14 protein-coding genes are annotated in these 17,419 nt (G+C 67.6%); 10 read left to right on the top strand and 4 right to left on the bottom strand.

The features are described from left to right. Positions 1 to 6: 6 nt before the first annotated feature. The 10 genes from BVG12_RS22795 (at position 7) to BVG12_RS22840 (ending at position 11,439) form a co-directional block, all read left to right on the top strand. On the top strand, positions 7 to 753 hold the full coding sequence (locus BVG12_RS22795; RefSeq protein WP_075794393.1) for a (Fe-S)-binding protein: 747 nt from the start codon (positions 7 to 9) through the stop codon (positions 751 to 753). After that, the gene (locus BVG12_RS22800) at positions 750 to 1,448 is read left to right on the top strand and encodes a LutC/YkgG family protein (RefSeq protein WP_075794394.1); all 699 of its coding nucleotides are present in this window, start codon (positions 750 to 752) and stop codon (positions 1,446 to 1,448) included. Before BVG12_RS22795 ends, BVG12_RS22800 begins: the two co-directional genes overlap by 4 nt. After that, positions 1,445 to 2,887: a LutB/LldF family L-lactate oxidation iron-sulfur protein gene (locus BVG12_RS22805; RefSeq protein WP_075794395.1), complete on the top strand. Its 1,443-nt coding sequence runs from the start codon at positions 1,445 to 1,447 to the stop codon at positions 2,885 to 2,887. Before BVG12_RS22800 ends, BVG12_RS22805 begins: the two co-directional genes overlap by 4 nt. 72 nt (positions 2,888 to 2,959) lie before the next feature. After that, a complete protein-coding gene (locus BVG12_RS22810) occupies positions 2,960 to 4,618 on the top strand; it encodes an L-lactate permease (protein WP_075794396.1) in 1,659 nt (552 codons plus the stop codon). After that, positions 4,615 to 6,114 (top strand): FAD-linked oxidase C-terminal domain-containing protein, encoded by a 1,500-nt coding sequence (locus tag BVG12_RS22815; protein WP_075794397.1) that lies wholly within the window; start codon positions 4,615 to 4,617, stop codon positions 6,112 to 6,114. The genes BVG12_RS22810 and BVG12_RS22815 overlap by 4 nt, the downstream gene beginning before the upstream one ends. Before the next feature lie 2 nt (positions 6,115 to 6,116). Continuing rightward, a complete protein-coding gene (glcE, locus tag BVG12_RS22820; protein WP_075794398.1) occupies positions 6,117 to 7,175 on the top strand; it encodes a glycolate oxidase subunit GlcE in 1,059 nt (352 codons plus the stop codon). 1 nt (position 7,176) lies between these two features. After that, on the top strand, positions 7,177 to 8,403 hold the full coding sequence (glcF, locus tag BVG12_RS22825) for a glycolate oxidase subunit GlcF (RefSeq protein ID WP_075794399.1): 1,227 nt from the start codon (positions 7,177 to 7,179) through the stop codon (positions 8,401 to 8,403). An 84-nt stretch (positions 8,404 to 8,487) separates the two neighbouring features. After that, positions 8,488 to 8,688, top strand: a complete 201-nt coding sequence (locus tag BVG12_RS22830; RefSeq protein ID WP_156895717.1) for a hypothetical protein — start codon at positions 8,488 to 8,490, stop codon at positions 8,686 to 8,688. A gap of 87 nt (positions 8,689 to 8,775) precedes the next feature. Further along, the gene (locus BVG12_RS22835; protein WP_075794401.1) at positions 8,776 to 9,267 is read left to right on the top strand and encodes a hypothetical protein; all 492 of its coding nucleotides are present in this window, start codon (positions 8,776 to 8,778) and stop codon (positions 9,265 to 9,267) included. 216 nt (positions 9,268 to 9,483) lie between these two features. Next, positions 9,484 to 11,439 carry a GAF domain-containing sensor histidine kinase gene (locus BVG12_RS22840; protein ID WP_075794402.1) on the top strand — a complete coding sequence of 652 codons (1,956 nt, stop codon included), beginning with the start codon at positions 9,484 to 9,486 and terminating at the stop codon, positions 11,437 to 11,439. Positions 11,440 to 11,442: 3 nt separating this feature from the next. Here the strand turns inward: BVG12_RS22840 and BVG12_RS22845 are convergent, their stop codons facing one another. The 4 genes from BVG12_RS22845 to BVG12_RS22860 form a co-directional block, all read right to left on the bottom strand. Then, the gene (locus BVG12_RS22845) at positions 11,443 to 12,549 is read right to left on the bottom strand and encodes a DegT/DnrJ/EryC1/StrS family aminotransferase (protein ID WP_083685790.1); all 1,107 of its coding nucleotides are present in this window, start codon (positions 12,547 to 12,549) and stop codon (positions 11,443 to 11,445) included. A gap of 45 nt (positions 12,550 to 12,594) precedes the next feature. Next, on the bottom strand, positions 12,595 to 14,427 hold the full coding sequence (locus BVG12_RS22850) for an ABC transporter ATP-binding protein/permease (protein ID WP_083685324.1): 1,833 nt from the start codon (positions 14,425 to 14,427) through the stop codon (positions 12,595 to 12,597). Between the two features lie 96 nt (positions 14,428 to 14,523). Next, entirely contained in the window at positions 14,524 to 14,916 is a 393-nt protein-coding gene (locus tag BVG12_RS22855) for a PPC domain-containing DNA-binding protein (RefSeq protein ID WP_075794404.1), read from the bottom strand. Positions 14,917 to 15,128: 212 nt separating this feature from the next. Next, positions 15,129 to 17,333, bottom strand: coding sequence for a hybrid sensor histidine kinase/response regulator (locus tag BVG12_RS22860; RefSeq protein ID WP_075794405.1), 2,205 nt, complete (start codon positions 17,331 to 17,333; stop codon positions 15,129 to 15,131). Between the last annotated feature and the right edge of the window lie 86 nt (positions 17,334 to 17,419).

Below are 17,419 nucleotides of genomic sequence, written 5' to 3' on the forward strand. Positions count from 1 at the left end.
CAATGCATGACCCGCAACGTGTATCTGTTCGGCACCTGTGTGATCGACCTGTTCATGCCGCAGGCCGGGCTCGACGCCGTGCGCGTGCTGGAAGCGGCCGGCGTCACCGTCCACTATCCGCGCGGGCAGAGCTGCTGCGGCCAGCCCGCGTGGAGCAGCGGCAATCCGGACGAGGCGCGGGCCGTCGCGCACGCCCAGCTGGACCTGTTTCCCGAACCCTGGCCCATCATCGTCCCCTCCGGCTCGTGCGCCGGCATGATGCGCAAGCATTGGCCGGAGCTGTTCCGCGACGATCCGGCCGTTGCCGCCCGGGCGCAGGCCGTGGCCGGGCGCGTGTATGAATTCGGCGCCTTCCTGTTGCACGTCCTGGAGTGGAAGATGCTCGCCGGGGCGCCCGCGCTGCCCGAGGACGTCGTCCTGCACACCTCCTGCTCCGCGCGACGCGAGATGGGCACGCGGGCCCACGGCGTCGCGCTGCTCGACGCGCTGCCCGGCGTGACGCGCGTGGAGCACGAGCGCGAATCGGAATGCTGCGGCTTCGGCGGCTCGTTCTCGATCAAGCACGCGGACATTTCCGGCGCCATGGTCAAGGACAAGATCGCATCCGTGCGCGCGACCGGATGCCGCCGCGTCGTGTCGGCCGACTGCGCGTGCCTGCTCAATATCGGGCACGCGGCGCAGCATCAGGGCGCCCCGCTCGCCGTCGAGCACCTGGCCAGCTTCCTCTTGCGCCGGATGGGAGAACAGGCATGAGCGCGCGCGACAGCATCTTGCAACGCCTGCGCGCCGCCCATCCGCAGGCCGCCGGCATCCTCGATCTCGAACGCCGCATCGATGCCCATTTCGACGCGCGCCGCGCGGACCCGCCGGCCGCGCCGGCTGTCCTGGCGCAGCGCATGCAGGCCGCTCTCGAAGCCGTGCGCGCGCAGGCCTGGTGCGCCCGTGCCGGCGAATGGCCCGCGCAGGTGGCCCGGCGCCTGTTGGATGCGGGCGTATCGCGGATCGTCGTCGACGCCGTGACTCCGGAAGGCCGGGCGTTGCGCGCCGCGCTGCCGGCCAGTATCGAGGCAGTGGCGTTCGACCGGCCGCTGGAAGATTGGAAGGAAGAACTGTTCGGCACCGTCGATGCCGGCTTCACGGTCGCGCGTTCCGGCATCGCCGCCACCGGCACGCTGGTGCTCGCGCCGGACGCCGCGTCCCCGCGCACCGTGTCGCTGGTGCCGCCGCTGCACATCGCGCTCGTCCATGCGCACACGCTGCACGCCGACCTGCACCAGGCGCTGCACGCGGAGCGCTGGCAGGACGGCATGCCCACCAACCTCGTGCTGGCGACCGGACCATCGAAGACGTCCGACATCCAGCAGACCCTGGCGTTCGGCGCGCACGGTCCGCGCTGGACGTGGGTCGTGATCGTCACAGAGTCACTCAACGTCAAGGAACCCGCATGACGACGTCCCCATTGCAGTTCGTGGCGCCGCAGGATTTCCACGCGCGCAGCCGCGCGGCGCTGGACGATCCGCAACTGCGCCAGAGTTTTCGCGGCGCGATGACCTTTCTGCAGGGCAAGCGCCGCGGCCAGTTCGGCGACGAGGACGAGCTCCAGCGCCTGCGCGACCTCGGCGAAGCCGTGCGCAAGAACGCGCTCGTGAAACTGCCGGCGTTGCTGGAACAACTGGAAACGAAGCTGACGGCCGCCGGCGCCACGGTCCACTGGGCCGCCACGCCCGAGGAAGCGAATGCGATCATCCACGGCATCGCGACGGCGCGCGGCGCGCGGCGCATCGTCAAGGGCAAGTCGATGGCGAGCGAGGAGATCGAGCTCAACCACTATCTCGAGCAGCGCGGCTTCGCCTGCGTCGAATCCGACATGGGCGAATACATCGTCCAGCTGGCCGGCGAAAAGCCGTCGCACATCGTGATGCCGGCGATTCACAAGACCCGCGCCGACATCGGCACGCTGTTCGCCAAGCACATCCCGGGGACGGCGTACACGGAAGACGTCGACCAGCTGATCCAGACCGGAAGACTCACGCTGCGCAACGCCTTCGTCGAGGCCGACATCGGCCTGTCGGGCGTGAACTTCGCCGCCGCCGACACGGGCACCTTGTGGCTCGTCGAGAACGAGGGCAACGGCCGCCTGTCGACCACCGTGCCGGACGTGCACATCGCCATCATGGGCATCGAAAAGGTCGTGGAAAAGCTGGAGCACATCGTGCCGCTCACGAGCCTGCTGACGCGTTCCGCGACCGGGCAGCCCATCACGACCTATTTCAACCTGATCTCGGGGCCGCGCCACGCGGGCGAACTGGACGGGCCGCGCGAACTGCATCTCGTCCTGCTCGACAACGGCCGCACGCAGGCGTATGCGGACGAGGAGCTGCGGTCGACACTGCAATGCATCCGCTGCGGCGCGTGCATGAACCATTGCCCCGTCTACGGCCGTATCGGCGGCCACGCGTACGGCACGACGTATCCCGGGCCGATCGGCGCGATCCTGTCGCCGCACCTGCTGGGCCTCGAATCGACGGCCGACCTCGCGACCGCGTCGAGCCTGTGCGGCGCATGCGGCGACGTGTGTCCCGTGCGCATCCCGATCCCGCAGCTGCTGGTGCGCCTGCGCACCGAGGCGAACCGCGACCCCGATGCCGAGGTCGAACATCCACTGCGCGGGCAGGGCGCCAAATACAGCCGCGGTGAACGCCTCGTCTGGCGCTTCTGGCGCGGCGCGTTCGCCCGGCCCGGGGTTTACCGCCTGTTCCGCTGGACGGCCACGCGGTTGCGCGGTTTGACGCCGGCGGACCAGCTCGGCTGGACCAAGTACCGCACCCCCCTCAAGCCCGCGCCGCGCAGCCTGGCCGATCTGCTGCGCGAGCGGGGACAACCCTGACAAAAGAACGTCATGCCAATAGACGTCACATTGAAGCCCCACTAAATTCTATAAACATCCGAGGAGACACACATGGTTTGGCAACAGATTTACGATCCATTCGGCAACATGGCAATATCGACCCTGCTAGCGGCCGTACCCGTCGTGGTGATGCTGGCCGCGCTCGGGTTTTTCCACATCAAGGCGCATATCGCGGCCGCGCTCGGCCTGGGCGCGGCATTGCTGGTCTCCGTGTTCGGCTACCACATGCCCGCCGTCATGGCAGGCAAGGCCGCGCTGTTCGGCGGCTTCACGGGCCTGCTGCCCATCGGCTGGATCGTCCTGAACATCATCTTCCTGCAGCAGCTGTGCGAACAGAACGGCAGCTTCAAGGTGCTGCAGGCGTCGCTGTCCGGCATCACGAACGACCGCCGCCTGCAGCTGCTGCTGATCGCGTTCTGCTTCGGCGCGTTCTTCGAGGGCGCCGCCGGCTTCGGCACGCCGGTCGCGGTCACGGCCGGCATCCTGATCGGGCTCGGCTTTTCGCCGCTGGCCGCGTCCGGGCTGTCGCTCATCGCGAACACGGCGCCGGTGGCGTTCGGTGCGCTCGGTACGCCCGTGATCACGCTGGCCAAGGTGCACGGCTACGACCTGATGGAAGTGACAGCCATGATCGGCCGCCAGCTGCCGTTCTTTTCCCTGTTGGTGCCGTTCTGGCTGATCTGGGCATTCGCCGGCCGCAAGGCGATGTGGGACATCTGGCCCGCGATCCTCGTGACCGGCCTGTCGTTCGCGATCCCGCAATACCTCGTGTCGAATTTCATCGGGCCGGAACTGGTGGACATCATCGCCGCCCTCGTGTCGATGGCGTCGCTGGTGCTGTTCCTGCGCGTGTGGCAGCCGAAGACCGTGTGGACGTCGGCCAGCCTGAAGGGCCGCGAGGCGGAGGGCGCATCCGGGCAGGCGGAAAGCACCCTGCGGTATTCGCGGGCGGAACTCGTGCGCGCGTGGACGCCGTGGATCATTCTCACGGTGTTCGTCTTCATCTGGGGCCTGCCGCCGGTGAAGGAATATTTCAATAGCGTGTTCGCGCCCAAATTCCCGATGGGCGGCCTGCACAACCAGATCATGCGCGTGCCCCCGGTGGTGCCGAAGGCCGTGCCGGAAGCGGCCGTCTACGTGTTCAACCTGTTGTCGGCGACAGGCACCGGGATCCTGCTGTCGGCCATCGCCGGCGCGCTGTTCATGCACTACAGCCTAGGTGCGATCGTGCGCACGTTCTTCCGCACCCTGTGGCTCGTACGGTACTCTCTGCTGACCATCGTGCTGATGCTGGCGCTGGGTACGCTCACGCGCTATTCCGGCACCGACACGACGCTGGGTCTCGCCTTCGCCAACACCGGCGTGCTGTATCCGTTCTTCGGCACCCTCATGGGCTGGCTCGGCGTGGCGATGACCGGTTCCGACACCGCCTCGAACGTCCTGTTCGGCGGCATGCAGAAAGTGGCCGCGCAGCAGCTCGGCCTCGCGCCGAACCTGATGGGCGCGGCGAACAGTTCCGGCGGCGTGATGGGCAAGATGATCGATGCGCAGTCGATCGTCGTCGCGTCCACCGCCACGCGCTGGGTCAACCACGAAGGCGACATCCTGCGCTTCGTGTTCTTCCACTCGTTCGCACTGGCCGCGCTGGTCGGTGTCCTGGTCATGCTACAGGCGTATGTGTGGCCGTTCACGTCGATGGTGACCCGATGAACGCTTCCGTCTCTTCCGAAACCCGGGCCGTCAGCCAGCGCGAGGCCGCGGCCCCGGTGCTGGCCGCGCTGCTGGCCGTGCTGCCCGACCGCTGCGTGCTCTTCGACGCCGAGCAGACGCGCGCCTATGAATGCGACGGCCTGGCCGCCTACCGCCAGATGCCGATGATCGTGCTGCTGCCGGAGAACGAGGCGCAGATCGTCGCGGCCATCGCGGTCTGCCGCCAGTTGCAACTGCCGATCGTGCCGCGCGGCGCCGGCACCGGCCTGTCCGGCGGCGCCATGCCGATCGCCGGGGGCGTCGTGCTGTCGACGGCGCGCCTGAACCGGATCGTCAAGCTCGATCCGTATGCCCGCACGGCCGTCGTGCAGCCCGGCGTACGCAATCTCGCGATCTCGGAAGCGGCCGCGCCGCACGGGTTGTACTACGCGCCCGATCCCTCGTCGCAGATCGCATGCACCATCGGCGGCAACGTCGCCGAGAATTCGGGCGGCGTGCACTGCCTGAAATACGGCCTGACCGTGCACAACGTGCTGCGCGTGCGGATGGTGACGACGGATGGCGAGATCATCGAGCTGGGCAGCGAGGCGCTGGACGCCCCCGGCCTCGACCTGCTGGCGGTCGCGATCGGATCGGAAGGCATGCTCGGCGTCGTGACCGAGGTGACGGTCAAGCTGGTGCCAAAGCCGCGCGTGGCGCGCGTCGTGATGGCGTCGTTCGACGATATCGTCAAGGCCGGCGACGCCGTCGCCAGCGTGATCGCGGCCGGCATCATCCCGGCCGGGCTGGAAATGATGGACCGGCTGTCGTCGCAGGTCGCCGAGGAATTCGTGCATGCGGGTTACGACACGCAGGCCGCCGCGGTCCTGCTGTGCGAGTCGGACGGCATCCCCGAGGAAGTCGACGAAGAGATCGCGCGCATGAGCGAAGTGCTCAGCCGCTGCGGCGCGACGGCGCTGGCCGTGTCGCAGGACGAGGCGGAGCGCCTGCGCTTCTGGTCCGGCCGCAAGAACGCCTTCCCGGCCGTCGGCCGCATCTCGCCGGACTATTACTGCATGGACGGCACGATCCCGCGCAAGCATCTCGCCCACGTGCTGCAGCGCATCGAGGCCATGGAACAGAAATACGGCCTGCGCTGCGCGAACGTGTTCCACGCCGGCGACGGCAACCTGCACCCCTTGATCATGTTCGATGCGAACGTGCCGGGCGAATTCCACCGCGCGGAGCTGTTCGGTGCCGACATCCTAGAGCTGTGCGTGGAAGTCGGCGGCACGATCACGGGCGAACACGGCGTCGGCATCGAGAAGATCAATTCGATGTGCGTGCAGTTCTCGCGCGCCGAGCTGGATGCGTTCCTGGCCGTCAAACGCGCTTTCGATCCGGCCGGCATTCTCAATCCCGACAAGGCGATCCCGACCTTGCACCGCTGCGCCGAGTATGGCCGCATGCACGTGCATCGCGGGCAGACGCCATTTTCCAACCTGCCGCGCTTTTGACGATGGATACGACGCTACAAGAATTCGCCGACCGGATCGGCCACGCCACCGCCACCCGCACGCCATTGCGCATCCGCGGCGGCGGCACCAAGGACTGGTACGGACAGGACGTGCAGGGCGCGATGCTCGACACGACGGCCTATCGCGGCATCACGGACTACGAGCCGACGGAACTCGTGATCAGCGCCCGCTGCGGCACGCCGCTGGCCGAGATCGAGGCCCACCTGGCGCAGCACGGCCAGATGCTCGCGTTCGAGCCGCCGCACTTCGGGCCATTCGCCACGATCGGCGGCACGGTGGCCGCCGGACTGGCCGGACCGCGCCGCCAGGCGGCCGGCGGCGTGCGCGACTTCGTGCTCGGCGCCGTGCTGTTGGACGGACAAGGCCAGGTGCTGCACTTCGGCGGCAAGGTGATGAAGAACGTGGCCGGCTATGACGTGTCGCGCCTCTTGGCCGGCTCGCTCGGCGTGTTCGGCCTGATCGCCGAGGTGTCGCTGAAGGTGTTGCCGAAGCCTGTCGCCGAATGCACGGTGCAGCTGCGGATGAACGAAGACGAGGCGCTGCGCCGGCTGAACGAATGGGGCGGGCAGCCGTTGCCCGTGTCGGCCTCCAGCTGGCACGACGACGTGCTGACGGTGCGCCTGTCCGGTGCGCGGTCGGCCGTCGACGCGGCGCGTCGTCGCATCGGCGGCGAGCTGCTGGACGATGCGGACGCCTGGTGGCGTGCACTGCGCGAACACGAAGGCGCCTTCTTCACGGAGGCGGGCAGCCTGTGGCGCCTGTCTCTGCCGACGGTCGCGCCGCCGCTGCCTCTGCCCGGCACCCAGCTGATCGAATGGGGCGGCGCGCAACGCTGGCTCAGGACTCGTGCCGATGCGGCCACGATCCGCGCGGCCGCAAGCAAGGTTGGCGGCCACGCGACGCTGTTCCGCGGCGACGACCGCCACGCCGGCGTGTTCCAGCCGCTGGCGCCCGCCGTCCTCGCGATCCACCGACAACTCAAGAATGCATTCGACCCGGCCGGCGTCTTCAACCGCGGCCGCATGTACAAGGATTTTTAAAGTGCAAACCAATCTCGCCGATTTCATCCGGGGCACGCGCGACGGCGACGAGGCCGACGCGATTCTGCGCAAATGCGTCCATTGCGGCTTCTGCACCGCGACCTGCCCGACCTATCAACTGTCCGGCGACGAGCTGGAAGGGCCACGCGGCCGCATCTACCTGATCAAGCAGGTGCTCGAAGGCCGTCCCGCCACCGGCAAGACGCAGGCCCACCTGGACCACTGCCTCACGTGCCGCAACTGCGAATCGACCTGCCCGTCCGGCGTGCAGTACGGACGGCTGGCCGATATCGGCCGGCGCGTGGTCGAGCGGCAGGTGGCCCGCCCCGCGGGCCAGCGCATGCTGCGCACGCTGCTCAAGGAAACGCTGCCCCGTAAATGGTTGTTCGCCCCCGCCATGAAGACGGGGCAGATGGTGCGCCCGCTGCTGCCGCGGGCATTGAAGGACAAGGTGCCGGCGCGGCAGAGCGCAGGCGTCTGGCCGCGCACGCAGCACGCGCGCAAGATGCTGTTTTTGGAAGGCTGCGTGCAACCGTCGATGTCGCCCAACATCAATGCCGCGACGGCGCGCGTGTTCGATGCCGTCGGCGTGCAACTGGTCGCGGCCAGCCGGGCGGGGTGCTGCGGCGCCATCCGCTGGCACATGAACGATGCGGACGGCGGGCGTGCCGACATGCGGCGCAATATCGACGCGTGGTGGCCGTATCTCGAGCAGGGCATCGATACCATCCTGATCAACGCGTCCGGCTGCGGCGCGATGATCAAGGAGTATGGTCATGCGCTGGCCGACGACCCGGCGTACGCGGCCAAGGCGGCGCGCGTGTCGGCCGCGGCCAAGGACGTCAGCGAAGTGCTGCCGCAATTCGAAGAGCGCTTGCGTGCGAGGCTGGTCGTGCGCAAGGACGCGCAACGCGTGGCCTATCACCCGCCGTGCACGCTGCAGCACGGCCAGCAGATCCGCGGCAAGGTCGAGGCGCTGTTGCGCGCGGCCGGCGTCGACGTGCAGCTGTGCGCGGACAGCCATTTGTGCTGCGGCTCGGCCGGCACGTATTCGGTGCTGCACAAGGACGTGTCGATGCGCCTGCGCGACGACAAGCTCGCGCGCCTGCAGGCGACGGGACCGGAGCGCATCGTGTCCGCGAATATCGGCTGCATCACGCATCTGCAGTCGGGGACGGACGTGCCGGTGGAGCACTGGGTGGAACTGCTCGACCGCGCGTTGGCGTAAGGGAAAAAGTGGCCGGAAATCAAGCCTTGCAATGCTGGAATCGGGGTCTATACTGACAGCCTGCTCTGTTGCAGGAGGCATCATATGCAATGTGTTTTGAACTATCGCAATCAGGACGCGGCCGGCCACAAGAATCCGCCCTCGGCACCGCCGGCGATTCCGCCCATCATCATCAATCCGTTCAACCGCCACATCCCGTCGCCGTCGCCGGCCATCGATCCGCGCAGCACGCCGCCCGGCCCACCCATCGTGCCACCGCGCCGCCCGGATCTGCGCATCATCTAGCCGTACGGAATCGGCGCTTGTCCAGTGCGCCGCGAAGGCCTATGATCTTGCTTCTGGGCGTACGCCCGCATCACCGAGAATGCAAGAATGAACGATCAAACCCCCGACCACGACGATGACGCCCCCGTGCAGGAGGCCCGTCTGTGGCAGGGCAACGGCTGGACCGCGCGCGTCATCAAGAACGAGGACGATGACGGCTGGGCCGTGGCCATGTACAAGGACGGCGAATCCGAGCCCGCCCTCGTCGGCCCCTGGACCATGGGCCGCGACAAGAAAAACCCGAAGCCGCTCGACACCCCGGCCTTCCACACGCTCGTCAAGACGGCGTCCGAAGTGATCCGCCGCCACGAGCAGCAGCTGCATGCGCGGCTGCACAAGAGCACCGTCGTCTCCACCCTTGATGGCGAGATGAAAGTCACGCTGGACATCGTGCCGGACGAGGACAATCCGTATGCCTTGCTGAGCGCATTCGACGACATGGGCGAGCGGGTGGCGCAGGTGCGCGTCGCTCCGGATTTCAAGCTGTCGCCGACGTCGGCATCGGCCTGGATCGAGAACGGTTTCCGGGCGCCGCGCTGAGGGTTGTCCCCCATACTGAGCAACAGAATTCGGTATCTCGGAAGTCCCGCAGTGTGCCTGGTAGACCAACTCCGGAAGCTCAGCATGGATGCCCGCCTTCGCGGGAGCGACGTAATTGATGGTGCTGGCTGTGTTTTTCCACGACACAATCCCCGCAAGCTCAGCCTGAGCTGATAAGATTTCCCGAACGCAATTTTCGTTCGCTAAGGGGAATCGATGGAAGACCGTCTCGCCCGCCTGGAAGCGGTCCAGGCCATGTTGCTCGACATCGGGCACCTGTCCGCCAGTTGTACCGACATCACCGAATTCATCGGCGCCGTCCACCGCGCGCTGGGCCGCATCATGTATGCGGAGAATTTCTACGTCACGTTGGCCGAACGCGAAGACAACACGGTCCGCTTCGTCTATTTCGTCGATACGTCCGACGAGGGACCAAGCCCCGACACGCGCGTGACGCTCGCGTCGCCCGACGAATCGCCGACGGCCTGGGTCATGCTCAACAAGCGGCCCCTCGCCGTGACGGGCGACGAGATGCGCGCGCGCGAAAACGGTGCCGTCTGGGGCACGGGCAGCATCGCCGAGCACTGGATGGGCTGTCCGCTGCTCGACCAGCAGCACGACGTCCTGGGCGCCATCGTCATCCAGAGTTATCTGCCGGAACATACGTACAGCGCGGAAGACCAGGCGCTGTTCGCGCTGATCGCCAACCACGTGTCGAACGCGCTGCAAGGCCTGCAGAGCATGGACCGCCTCGAGCGCGCCGTGCAGGAGCGCACGCTGCTGCTCGCGCGCGAGGTGAGCGAGCGCCGCCGCGCGGAGCAGGTGCAGCACGCGCTGTACCAGATCGCGGATCTCTCCGCGACCGCGCTCGAGACGGATGTATTGGCCGCGAGCCTGCACAACATCATCGGCGAGCTGATGATGGCCAAGAACTTCATCATCGCGCTCACGCACCCGGACACGGGCGAGATCAGCATCCCGTACTTTGCCGACGAAAAGGACAGCCAAGCGCCCCATCAACGCTTCCCGTTCGGGATGGGGATGGTGTCGTACGTGCTGCAGACCAAGCAGGCGCAGCTCCACGACGCCGGCAGCTTCGCGCGCCTGCACGCGGCCGGCAAGGTGAAACACCCGCTGGGGAACACGGACATCGCCAGCTGGATCGGCGCGCCGATGCTCGTGCACGACAAGGCGTACGGCGTGCTGGTCGTGCAGAGCTACGACCCGACCGTCGTCTACACGAAGGCCGACCTGGACCTGCTGGCCTTCATTTCCAGCCACGTGGCGGTCGCCATCGCGCGCATGCAGGCCGACCGCGCCATCCGCAAGGCGAAAGAACGCCTGGAACAACAAAACGCCGCCCTCGAACAGGCGCTGCACCAGTTGCAGGAAGCGCAGTCGGAACTGGTGCGCAAGGAAAAGCTCGCGTCGCTGGGCCAGATGGTGGCCGGCGTCGCGCACGAGATCAATACGCCGCTGGGCATCTGCGTGACGGCCACGAGCCACCTCGTGCAGGAGCTCAAGCTCACGCGCGAAGAGCTGGCGGCCGGGGAGATGACGGAAGACAGCCTGGAAGCGTTCTTCGACATCGTCGACCAGTCGCTGCGCATCATGACGACGAACACGCAGCGCGCCGCGGCCCTCGTGCGCAGTTTCAAGCAGGTGGCGGTGGACCAGTCGTCGGACGAAATCCGCGGCTTTAATCTCGGCACCTACCTGAACGAAGTGCTGCTGTCGCTGCAGCCGAAACTGAAGGGCCGGCCGATCGAAATCGCGATCGACTGCCCGAAAGACCTGCTGCTGGAGAGCTTTCCCGGCGCCGTGTCGCAGATCGTCACGAATATGGTGGTCAACTCGCTGATGCACGGCTTCGAGCGCGACCAGAGCGGCCACATCACGATCCACGCGGCGCTCGACGGCGACCACGTCGTCTTCGATTACGGCGACGACGGCGCGGGCATGGATGCGGAGACGCTGGCCAAGTTGTTCGACCCGTTCTTCACGACGAAGCGCGGCAGCGGCGGCAGCGGCCTCGGTGGGCACATCCTGTACAACCTCGCGACCAATGTGCTGGGCGGCTCGCTGCGCGTGGAGAGCAGCCCGGGCGCGGGCCTGCGCTATCACCTGCGCTTTCCGCGCAAGGCCGCGCGGCCCGTGCTGAAGGCTGCCTGAGTCTCAGCGGAGCACGCCGGCGATGGCCGCGCACACGCGGTCGACGTCGGCATCGATCATGCCGCAGTGCAGGGGGATCGTGACGGTCTCGCGGCCGATCCGCTCCGCGTTCGGGAACTGGCCTTCGCGCCAGCCGAGGTTGCGGCCCAGCGTCGTCAGGTGCGACGGTTCGTACGACAGGCCCGTCGCGATGCCGCGTTCGCGCAGCGCCGCGCGGAACGCTTGCCGCGTCGTGCCGAGGCGTTCGTACGGCAGCAGCACGCAGAACATGTTCCAGCTCTGGCCGGCCACGCCGCGCGGCGGCAGCACGGCGCCGTCAATGTCCGGGAATACCTCGAAATAACGGTCGGCCAGGCGCTGGCGCTGCGCCAGGAAGCCCGGCAGCTGCGCCAGTTGCGCGAGGCCGATCGCGGCCGACACGTCCGACATATTGTATTTGCCGCTGGCGGTGGCCACGTCGCGCGTGTCGTCCGCCAGGCGCTCGATGCCGTGGAAGCGCAGCACCTCGATGCGCCGCGCGGTGGCGTCGTCCGGCACGACGATGGCGCCGCCCTCGATCGTCGTCATGTTCTTGTTGGGGTGGAAGGAGAACGTGGCGATGTCGCCGAAGCCGCCGACCGGCTGCCCGTGCCAGGTCGAGCCCTGGACGAGGGCCGCGTCCTCGATCACGCGCAGGCCGTGGCGGCGCGCCAGCGCATACAGCGCATCCATGTCGCCCAGGGCGCCGGGGAAGTGCGTGGGCACGATCGCCTTCGTGCGCGGCGTGATGGCGGCGGCCGCCTGGTCGAGATCGATGGCGCGCGTGACGAGGTCGCAGTCGACGAAGACGGGGCGGGCGCCGACCTTGACGATCATGTTCATCGTCGAAAAGAAGCTTTGCGTGGACGTGATCACTTCGTCGCCGGGGCCTATGCCGCACGCCAGCAGCGCCAGTTCCATCGCGCCCGTCGCCGACGTGAGGGTGCGCGTCGGACGGCCGCCGAACGATGCCGACAGCGCGCGTTCGAATTCCAGCACGCGCGGGCCGCTGGCGATCCAGCCGGTGCGCATCGTGTCCGTCATGGCGGCGATGGTGGCGTCGTCGAGCGCCGGTTGGGAAAAATTCAGCAGGGTCACGGTCGTCCTCGGGGAAATGTCGGACCGGATATTGTATGCCTACCCGACGAACGTCGCGGCCACCGGCTGCCGCACCGGCGTCGGCGCGGGCCCGTTGGCGGCCGGCTTGTCGAACTGGTAGCCGTTGGCCTCGTGGACCTCCCAGCCGCCGTCGCCCTTCAATTGCAGCACGTGGGTGTGGTGGCGCAGCACGCCGGCGCGGTGGGCGATGCTGACCAGCGTCGCGCCGCTGTCGCGCAGCCGCGCGTACAGGGACGCTTCGTTGCCGCTGTCGAGTGCGCTCGTCGCCTCGTCGAGGATGACGATGTGCGGTTTGTGCACGAGCACCCGGCCGAAGGCCAGGCGCTGCTGTTCGCCGACCGACAGCAGCTTTTCCCAGTCCTGCACGGCGTCCAGGCCGCCCACGCGCTCGGCCAGGCGCGGCAGGTGAACCAGTTCCAGGATTTCCAGCAACTGCTCGTCGCTCAGGTCCGTGCGCACGCTGGGATAGATGAGCTGGCTGCGCAGGGTGCTCGACTGCAGGTACGGCTGCTGGGGCAGGAAGAAGACGTCCTCGATGGGCGGATGGTGGATCACGCCGCTGCCCTCGTGCCACAGGCCCGCGATCGCGCGCAGCAGCGAGCTCTTGCCGCAGCCGCTGTCGCCGGTGATGAGCAGCGCATCGCCCGGTTTCAGCACGAGGCTCAGCTCCTTGATCAGCACCCGGTCGGATTGCGGCGGGCACAGCGTCAGCGATTCCAGCGCAAGGTGGGTGCACGGACGCAGCTCGATGCGCGGGCGTTCGGCGGCGGCGGTCGCCGGTTGCGTGGCGGGCAGGACGAGGTTCGATAACGCCTGCAGGCGGCCGATGCCCGCCACGAAACGGCTGAGGCTCTCGAAGTTGTCGACGATGACGCCCACGGCGCCGAGCACGGCGGTGAACGCGCCGGCGGCCTGCGTCGCGCGGCCCACTTCCAGCTCGCCCGACAGCACGCCGCCGGCCAGGATCACGTAGGGCAGCACGACGGTGAGCTGGCTGAACGTGCGCTGGAAAAAGTTCAGCGAGCGCTGCTTCTTGATCAGCCGCGCATAGTTGCGGATGACCTTGTCGAACGTGTGGTCGATGTGCGTGCGCTCCTGCGCCTCGCCCCGGTAAAACGCGATCGATTCGGCGTTTTCGCGCAGGCGCATCAGGCTGAAACGGAAATCCGCCTCGCGCCGCAACTGCCAGAAATTCAGCTGGATCAGCGGACTGCCGAAGAAGTACAGGGCGACGATGTTGCCCGTCACGGCGTACGCCACCAGCACGGCGACGAGCACGTGCGAGATCGACCACAGGACGGCGCTGAACGCGACCAGCTGCATGATCGAGCCAAGGAAGATCAGCAGGAAGTTGATGGACCGGCCCGTGAACGTGTTGATGTCTTCGCTGATGCGCTGGTCCGGATTGTCGATCTCGCCACTGGAGCCCAGCTCGTAGTATTTGCGGCCCTTCAGATAGCCGTCGAGGAACCGGCCGGTGAGCCAGCGCCGCCATTGGTTCGCGAACACGTCGCGCATGTAGTAATAAAAGGCGTACGTCGGCACCGCGAGCGCGACGATGAGCAGGCAGGCCCGGACCGAGGTCCAGAAGCGGCCGCCGTTCTTGGCCGCCAGCGCCGAGGTCAGCTCGCCGGTCTGGTTGTTCAGCATGACGGCCAGCTTGGTGTCGACCAGCATGAGGACGATCAGCAGAAGCAGCAGGGTCCAGGCTTTTTTCCTTTCGTCTTCCAGCCAATAGGGCTTGGCCACGTTGAGGAATTGCTTCCAGGCGGCGAGCGACAGGGGAGCGGGCTTGGGTAACGGGGTGTCATCCGTTGCGGCGCCGGTGGGTGCGGAAGTGGGCGTGGTCATGGTCGGTCTCTGCGGTCGGCGGCGTGGGTATCTTTACCTCAAGCCTACGACCGCGTACGAGACCGTTCAGTGCGGAAACGGACATAGCGGCAATAGCTACGCCTTCACGAACAACTCATCGAACCCCGTATCCGGATCGAACTCGCGCCGGAACCGATGGCGCGGCAGCAGCGCCACCAGCACCTCGGCCGTCGTGCGCACGATGCATCCCGGGCCGAGATGGCCGCCGAGGACGCGGCCGCCGTCGTCCGCGACGGTCACGTGCAAATGGGGGCCGTCCGGCGACAGCGAGCCGCCGAGGGTCAGGACTTCCAGGTCGCCGCGCAGCTCCGTGAATTCCGAGCGGCCGGCGAAACGCAGCCTGGCGACGGAGAGACTGCCGATGCCTTGCAGGACGAAGGCGGCTTCCACGTGATGTTGCGCGATGAGCGCGTCGAGCACGGCGCGCAGGTCTTGGCCGGCGCCGATCCGCAGGGGCAGGGTCTGCATAGTCGTTCCTCCATGATCCCCTTCATTCTACGCCTGTCCATTTGCCACGAATGCAACCAATGGTCGCCGCATGGCAATTGCGAAAATAAACCAGGATTGCTTTCACTGCAGTACGCCGGCGGGCGCCGGCTCAATGCCACCCTGTGCACGGTGGCGGTCGACGCGGCGAGCGGGCGATCTTGACGCTGTAAGCAGTTCAGCAGTTCAGCGGTTCAGCGGCTCGCGGACAGGTTGGACAGCAGCTCGACCAGCTGGTCGATCTCGTATGGCTTGGCCAGCACCTGCACACCCGGGATGACGGCGCGCTGCTCGGTATAGCCGGTGGCGAGGATGACCGGCAGGCCGGGGCGGCGCTCGTGCAGGATGCCGGCCAGGTCGATGCCGCTCACCTTGCCGGGCATGACGATGTCGGAGAACACGACGTCGGCATCGAGGCCGGCGTCGAGCATCGCGAGCGCCTTGTCGCCGTCCGCCGCCACCATCACGTCGAAGCCGCAGTCTTCCAGGCCGCGCACGACGGCTTCGCGCACGAGGGGATCGTCCTCGACGAACAGCACGCGCCCGCTGCCGCGGCCAGGGGTCTGGCCGTCGGCGCGCGCCGCGATGGCCGACAGCGTCTGATGCGAGCGCGGCAGGTAGATGTCGATGGTGGTGCCGGCACCGACGGCGCTCGTCACGGTCAGCCAGCCGCGCGACTGGGTGGCGAACGCGTATGCCTGCGGCAGCCCGAGACCGGAGCCCTGGCCCGGCGGTTTCGTCGTGAAGAACGGGTCCAGCGCGCGCGCCTGCACGTCGGGCGGCATGCCCGTGCCCGTGTCGATCACGCTCACGCGCACGTAGTCGCCGCCCGTGCGCTCCAGCGTCGGTTCGAGGGTGCAGTTGCGCACATCGATGGCGAGGCGGCCGCCGTCCGGCATGGCGTCGCGCGCATTGATGGCGAGATTCAGCAGCGCCAGGTCGAACTGCACGGGGTCGATGGTGACGGGCCAGACATCGTCCGCGCACTGCACCTCCATGCGCGTGCCCTGGCGCAGCACGCCGCGCAGCAGTTGCACGGAGCCGCGCACCTGCTCGCCCGGATCGACCGTCAGCAGGCGCGCATCCTGCACGCGGCCGAACGACCCGAGGCGCGTGGTCAGCGCGGTGGCGCGGCTGACCGTGCGCTTGCACGTGTCGATCAGGCTCAGCACCTTGGGCTGGTTCGCCGTCAGGGAGGCCAGTTGCAGCGCGGTCGTCAGCGTCTGCAGCAGGTTGTTGAATTCGTGCGCGATGCCGCCCGTGAGGCGGCCGAGGGCTTCCAGCTTCTGGCCGCGCACGAGGGCGTTCTGGGCGCGCTCGCTGGCGGCCACGGCTTCGGCCACGCGCCGTTCCAGCTCGCCCTGGGCGGTGAGGATCTGGCGGCTGGCCTCGGCCATGCGCTGCGCCACGGCGTCGATTTCGATCACGCCCTGCGGCTGGTAGCGGACTTCACGGCCGGCGCCCAGGTCTTCGGCGCTGCGGCCCAGGTATTCGATCGGGATGGCGGCGCGGCGCGCGAACCAGCGTGCGGCCACCGACGACAGCACGAGCAGCACGGCCATGATGGCTGCCAGGAACGTGGCCGCATGCAGCGGCACGCGGCGCAGGTCGGCGATGGGAATGCTGACGACCACTTTCCAGTCCGACGCGGGCACGGTGCTGTAAAAAGCCTGCACGGGGATGCCGGCCAGGTTGTTGTTCGAGAACACGCCTTCGCGGCGGGCGGCGAAGTGCGACATCGCCACGCTGCTGACCGAGCGTCCGCGGTACAGATCGGGGTCGATCGAGCGCGCCACCAAGCGGCCCGCGCGGTCGACGACGGCCGCCTGCCATTCGGCGGGGAAGCGCTGTTCCCGCAGCACGTTCTGCAACGTGGCGGCGTTCACGCCCATGGAGAGGTAGTAGCGGATGGCGCCTTCCACGTGCACGGGCACCTGGATGGCGAAATCGTGGCGGTGCAGGATCGCCGACGCGAACAGATCGGACACGAGCGTGCGGTCGGCGCCGTCCCGCTTCATGAGGCCGTCGATGTTCGAGGCGCGCCGGAACGGCAGCGGCGCGCCCAGCGGGGCCCGCGTGTTGATCAGCTGGCGGCCGTCCAGGTCGATCAGGACGATGGCGGTTTCGTCATTCGGGGCGAGCGAGCTGGCGTGGCGATAAAAGGTCTCGAAGTCGCCTTTGGCCAGCGCGGGGGAATTCGCCAGCGCGTGCAGGATGCCTTCCTTCGTCTCCAGTTCGTTGTCGACCACCAGGGCGAAGGCGCGCACGGCTTCCTTGACGCTCGTTTCCTGGGCCAGCCGCTCTTCCTGATAGACATACCAGACCGCCAGCACGGCCGCGATGAAGGCGGGCACCAGGATCACCAGGATCAGGATCAGCAGTCGGGTTCGGATACGCATGGGCCGGAACGGCGGTCGTGACAACGTTGCCTCGAAGCCAGCATACTACCCGACAATGCTCAGCTTGTCCCTGCCTGGAGGTATTA

Source organism: Massilia putida (assembly GCF_001941825.1).
Taxonomy (GTDB): domain Bacteria; phylum Pseudomonadota; class Gammaproteobacteria; order Burkholderiales; family Burkholderiaceae_D; genus Telluria; species Telluria putida.

What these genes read in the sequence shown, in the direction of transcription:
- BVG12_RS22795 (WP_075794393.1), top strand. Translation starts at nt 7, where the DNA reads ATGACCCGCAACGTGTATCTGTTCGGCACCTGTGTGATCGACCTGTTC.
- BVG12_RS22800 (WP_075794394.1), top strand. Translation starts at nt 750, where the DNA reads ATGAGCGCGCGCGACAGCATCTTGCAACGCCTGCGCGCCGCCCATCCG.
- BVG12_RS22805 (WP_075794395.1), top strand. Translation starts at nt 1,445, where the DNA reads ATGACGACGTCCCCATTGCAGTTCGTGGCGCCGCAGGATTTCCACGCG.
- BVG12_RS22810 (WP_075794396.1), top strand. Translation starts at nt 2,960, where the DNA reads ATGGTTTGGCAACAGATTTACGATCCATTCGGCAACATGGCAATATCG.
- BVG12_RS22815 (WP_075794397.1), top strand. Translation starts at nt 4,615, where the DNA reads ATGAACGCTTCCGTCTCTTCCGAAACCCGGGCCGTCAGCCAGCGCGAG.
- glcE (WP_075794398.1), top strand. Translation starts at nt 6,117, where the DNA reads ATGGATACGACGCTACAAGAATTCGCCGACCGGATCGGCCACGCCACC.
- BVG12_RS22830 (WP_156895717.1), top strand. Translation starts at nt 8,488, where the DNA reads ATGCAATGTGTTTTGAACTATCGCAATCAGGACGCGGCCGGCCACAAG.
- BVG12_RS22835 (WP_075794401.1), top strand. Translation starts at nt 8,776, where the DNA reads ATGAACGATCAAACCCCCGACCACGACGATGACGCCCCCGTGCAGGAG.
- BVG12_RS22840 (WP_075794402.1), top strand. Translation starts at nt 9,484, where the DNA reads ATGGAAGACCGTCTCGCCCGCCTGGAAGCGGTCCAGGCCATGTTGCTC.
- BVG12_RS22850 (WP_083685324.1), bottom strand. Translation starts at nt 14,427, where the DNA reads ATGACCACGCCCACTTCCGCACCCACCGGCGCCGCAACGGATGACACC.
- BVG12_RS22855 (WP_075794404.1), bottom strand. Translation starts at nt 14,916, where the DNA reads ATGCAGACCCTGCCCCTGCGGATCGGCGCCGGCCAAGACCTGCGCGCC.
- BVG12_RS22860 (WP_075794405.1), bottom strand. Translation starts at nt 17,333, where the DNA reads ATGCGTATCCGAACCCGACTGCTGATCCTGATCCTGGTGATCCTGGTG.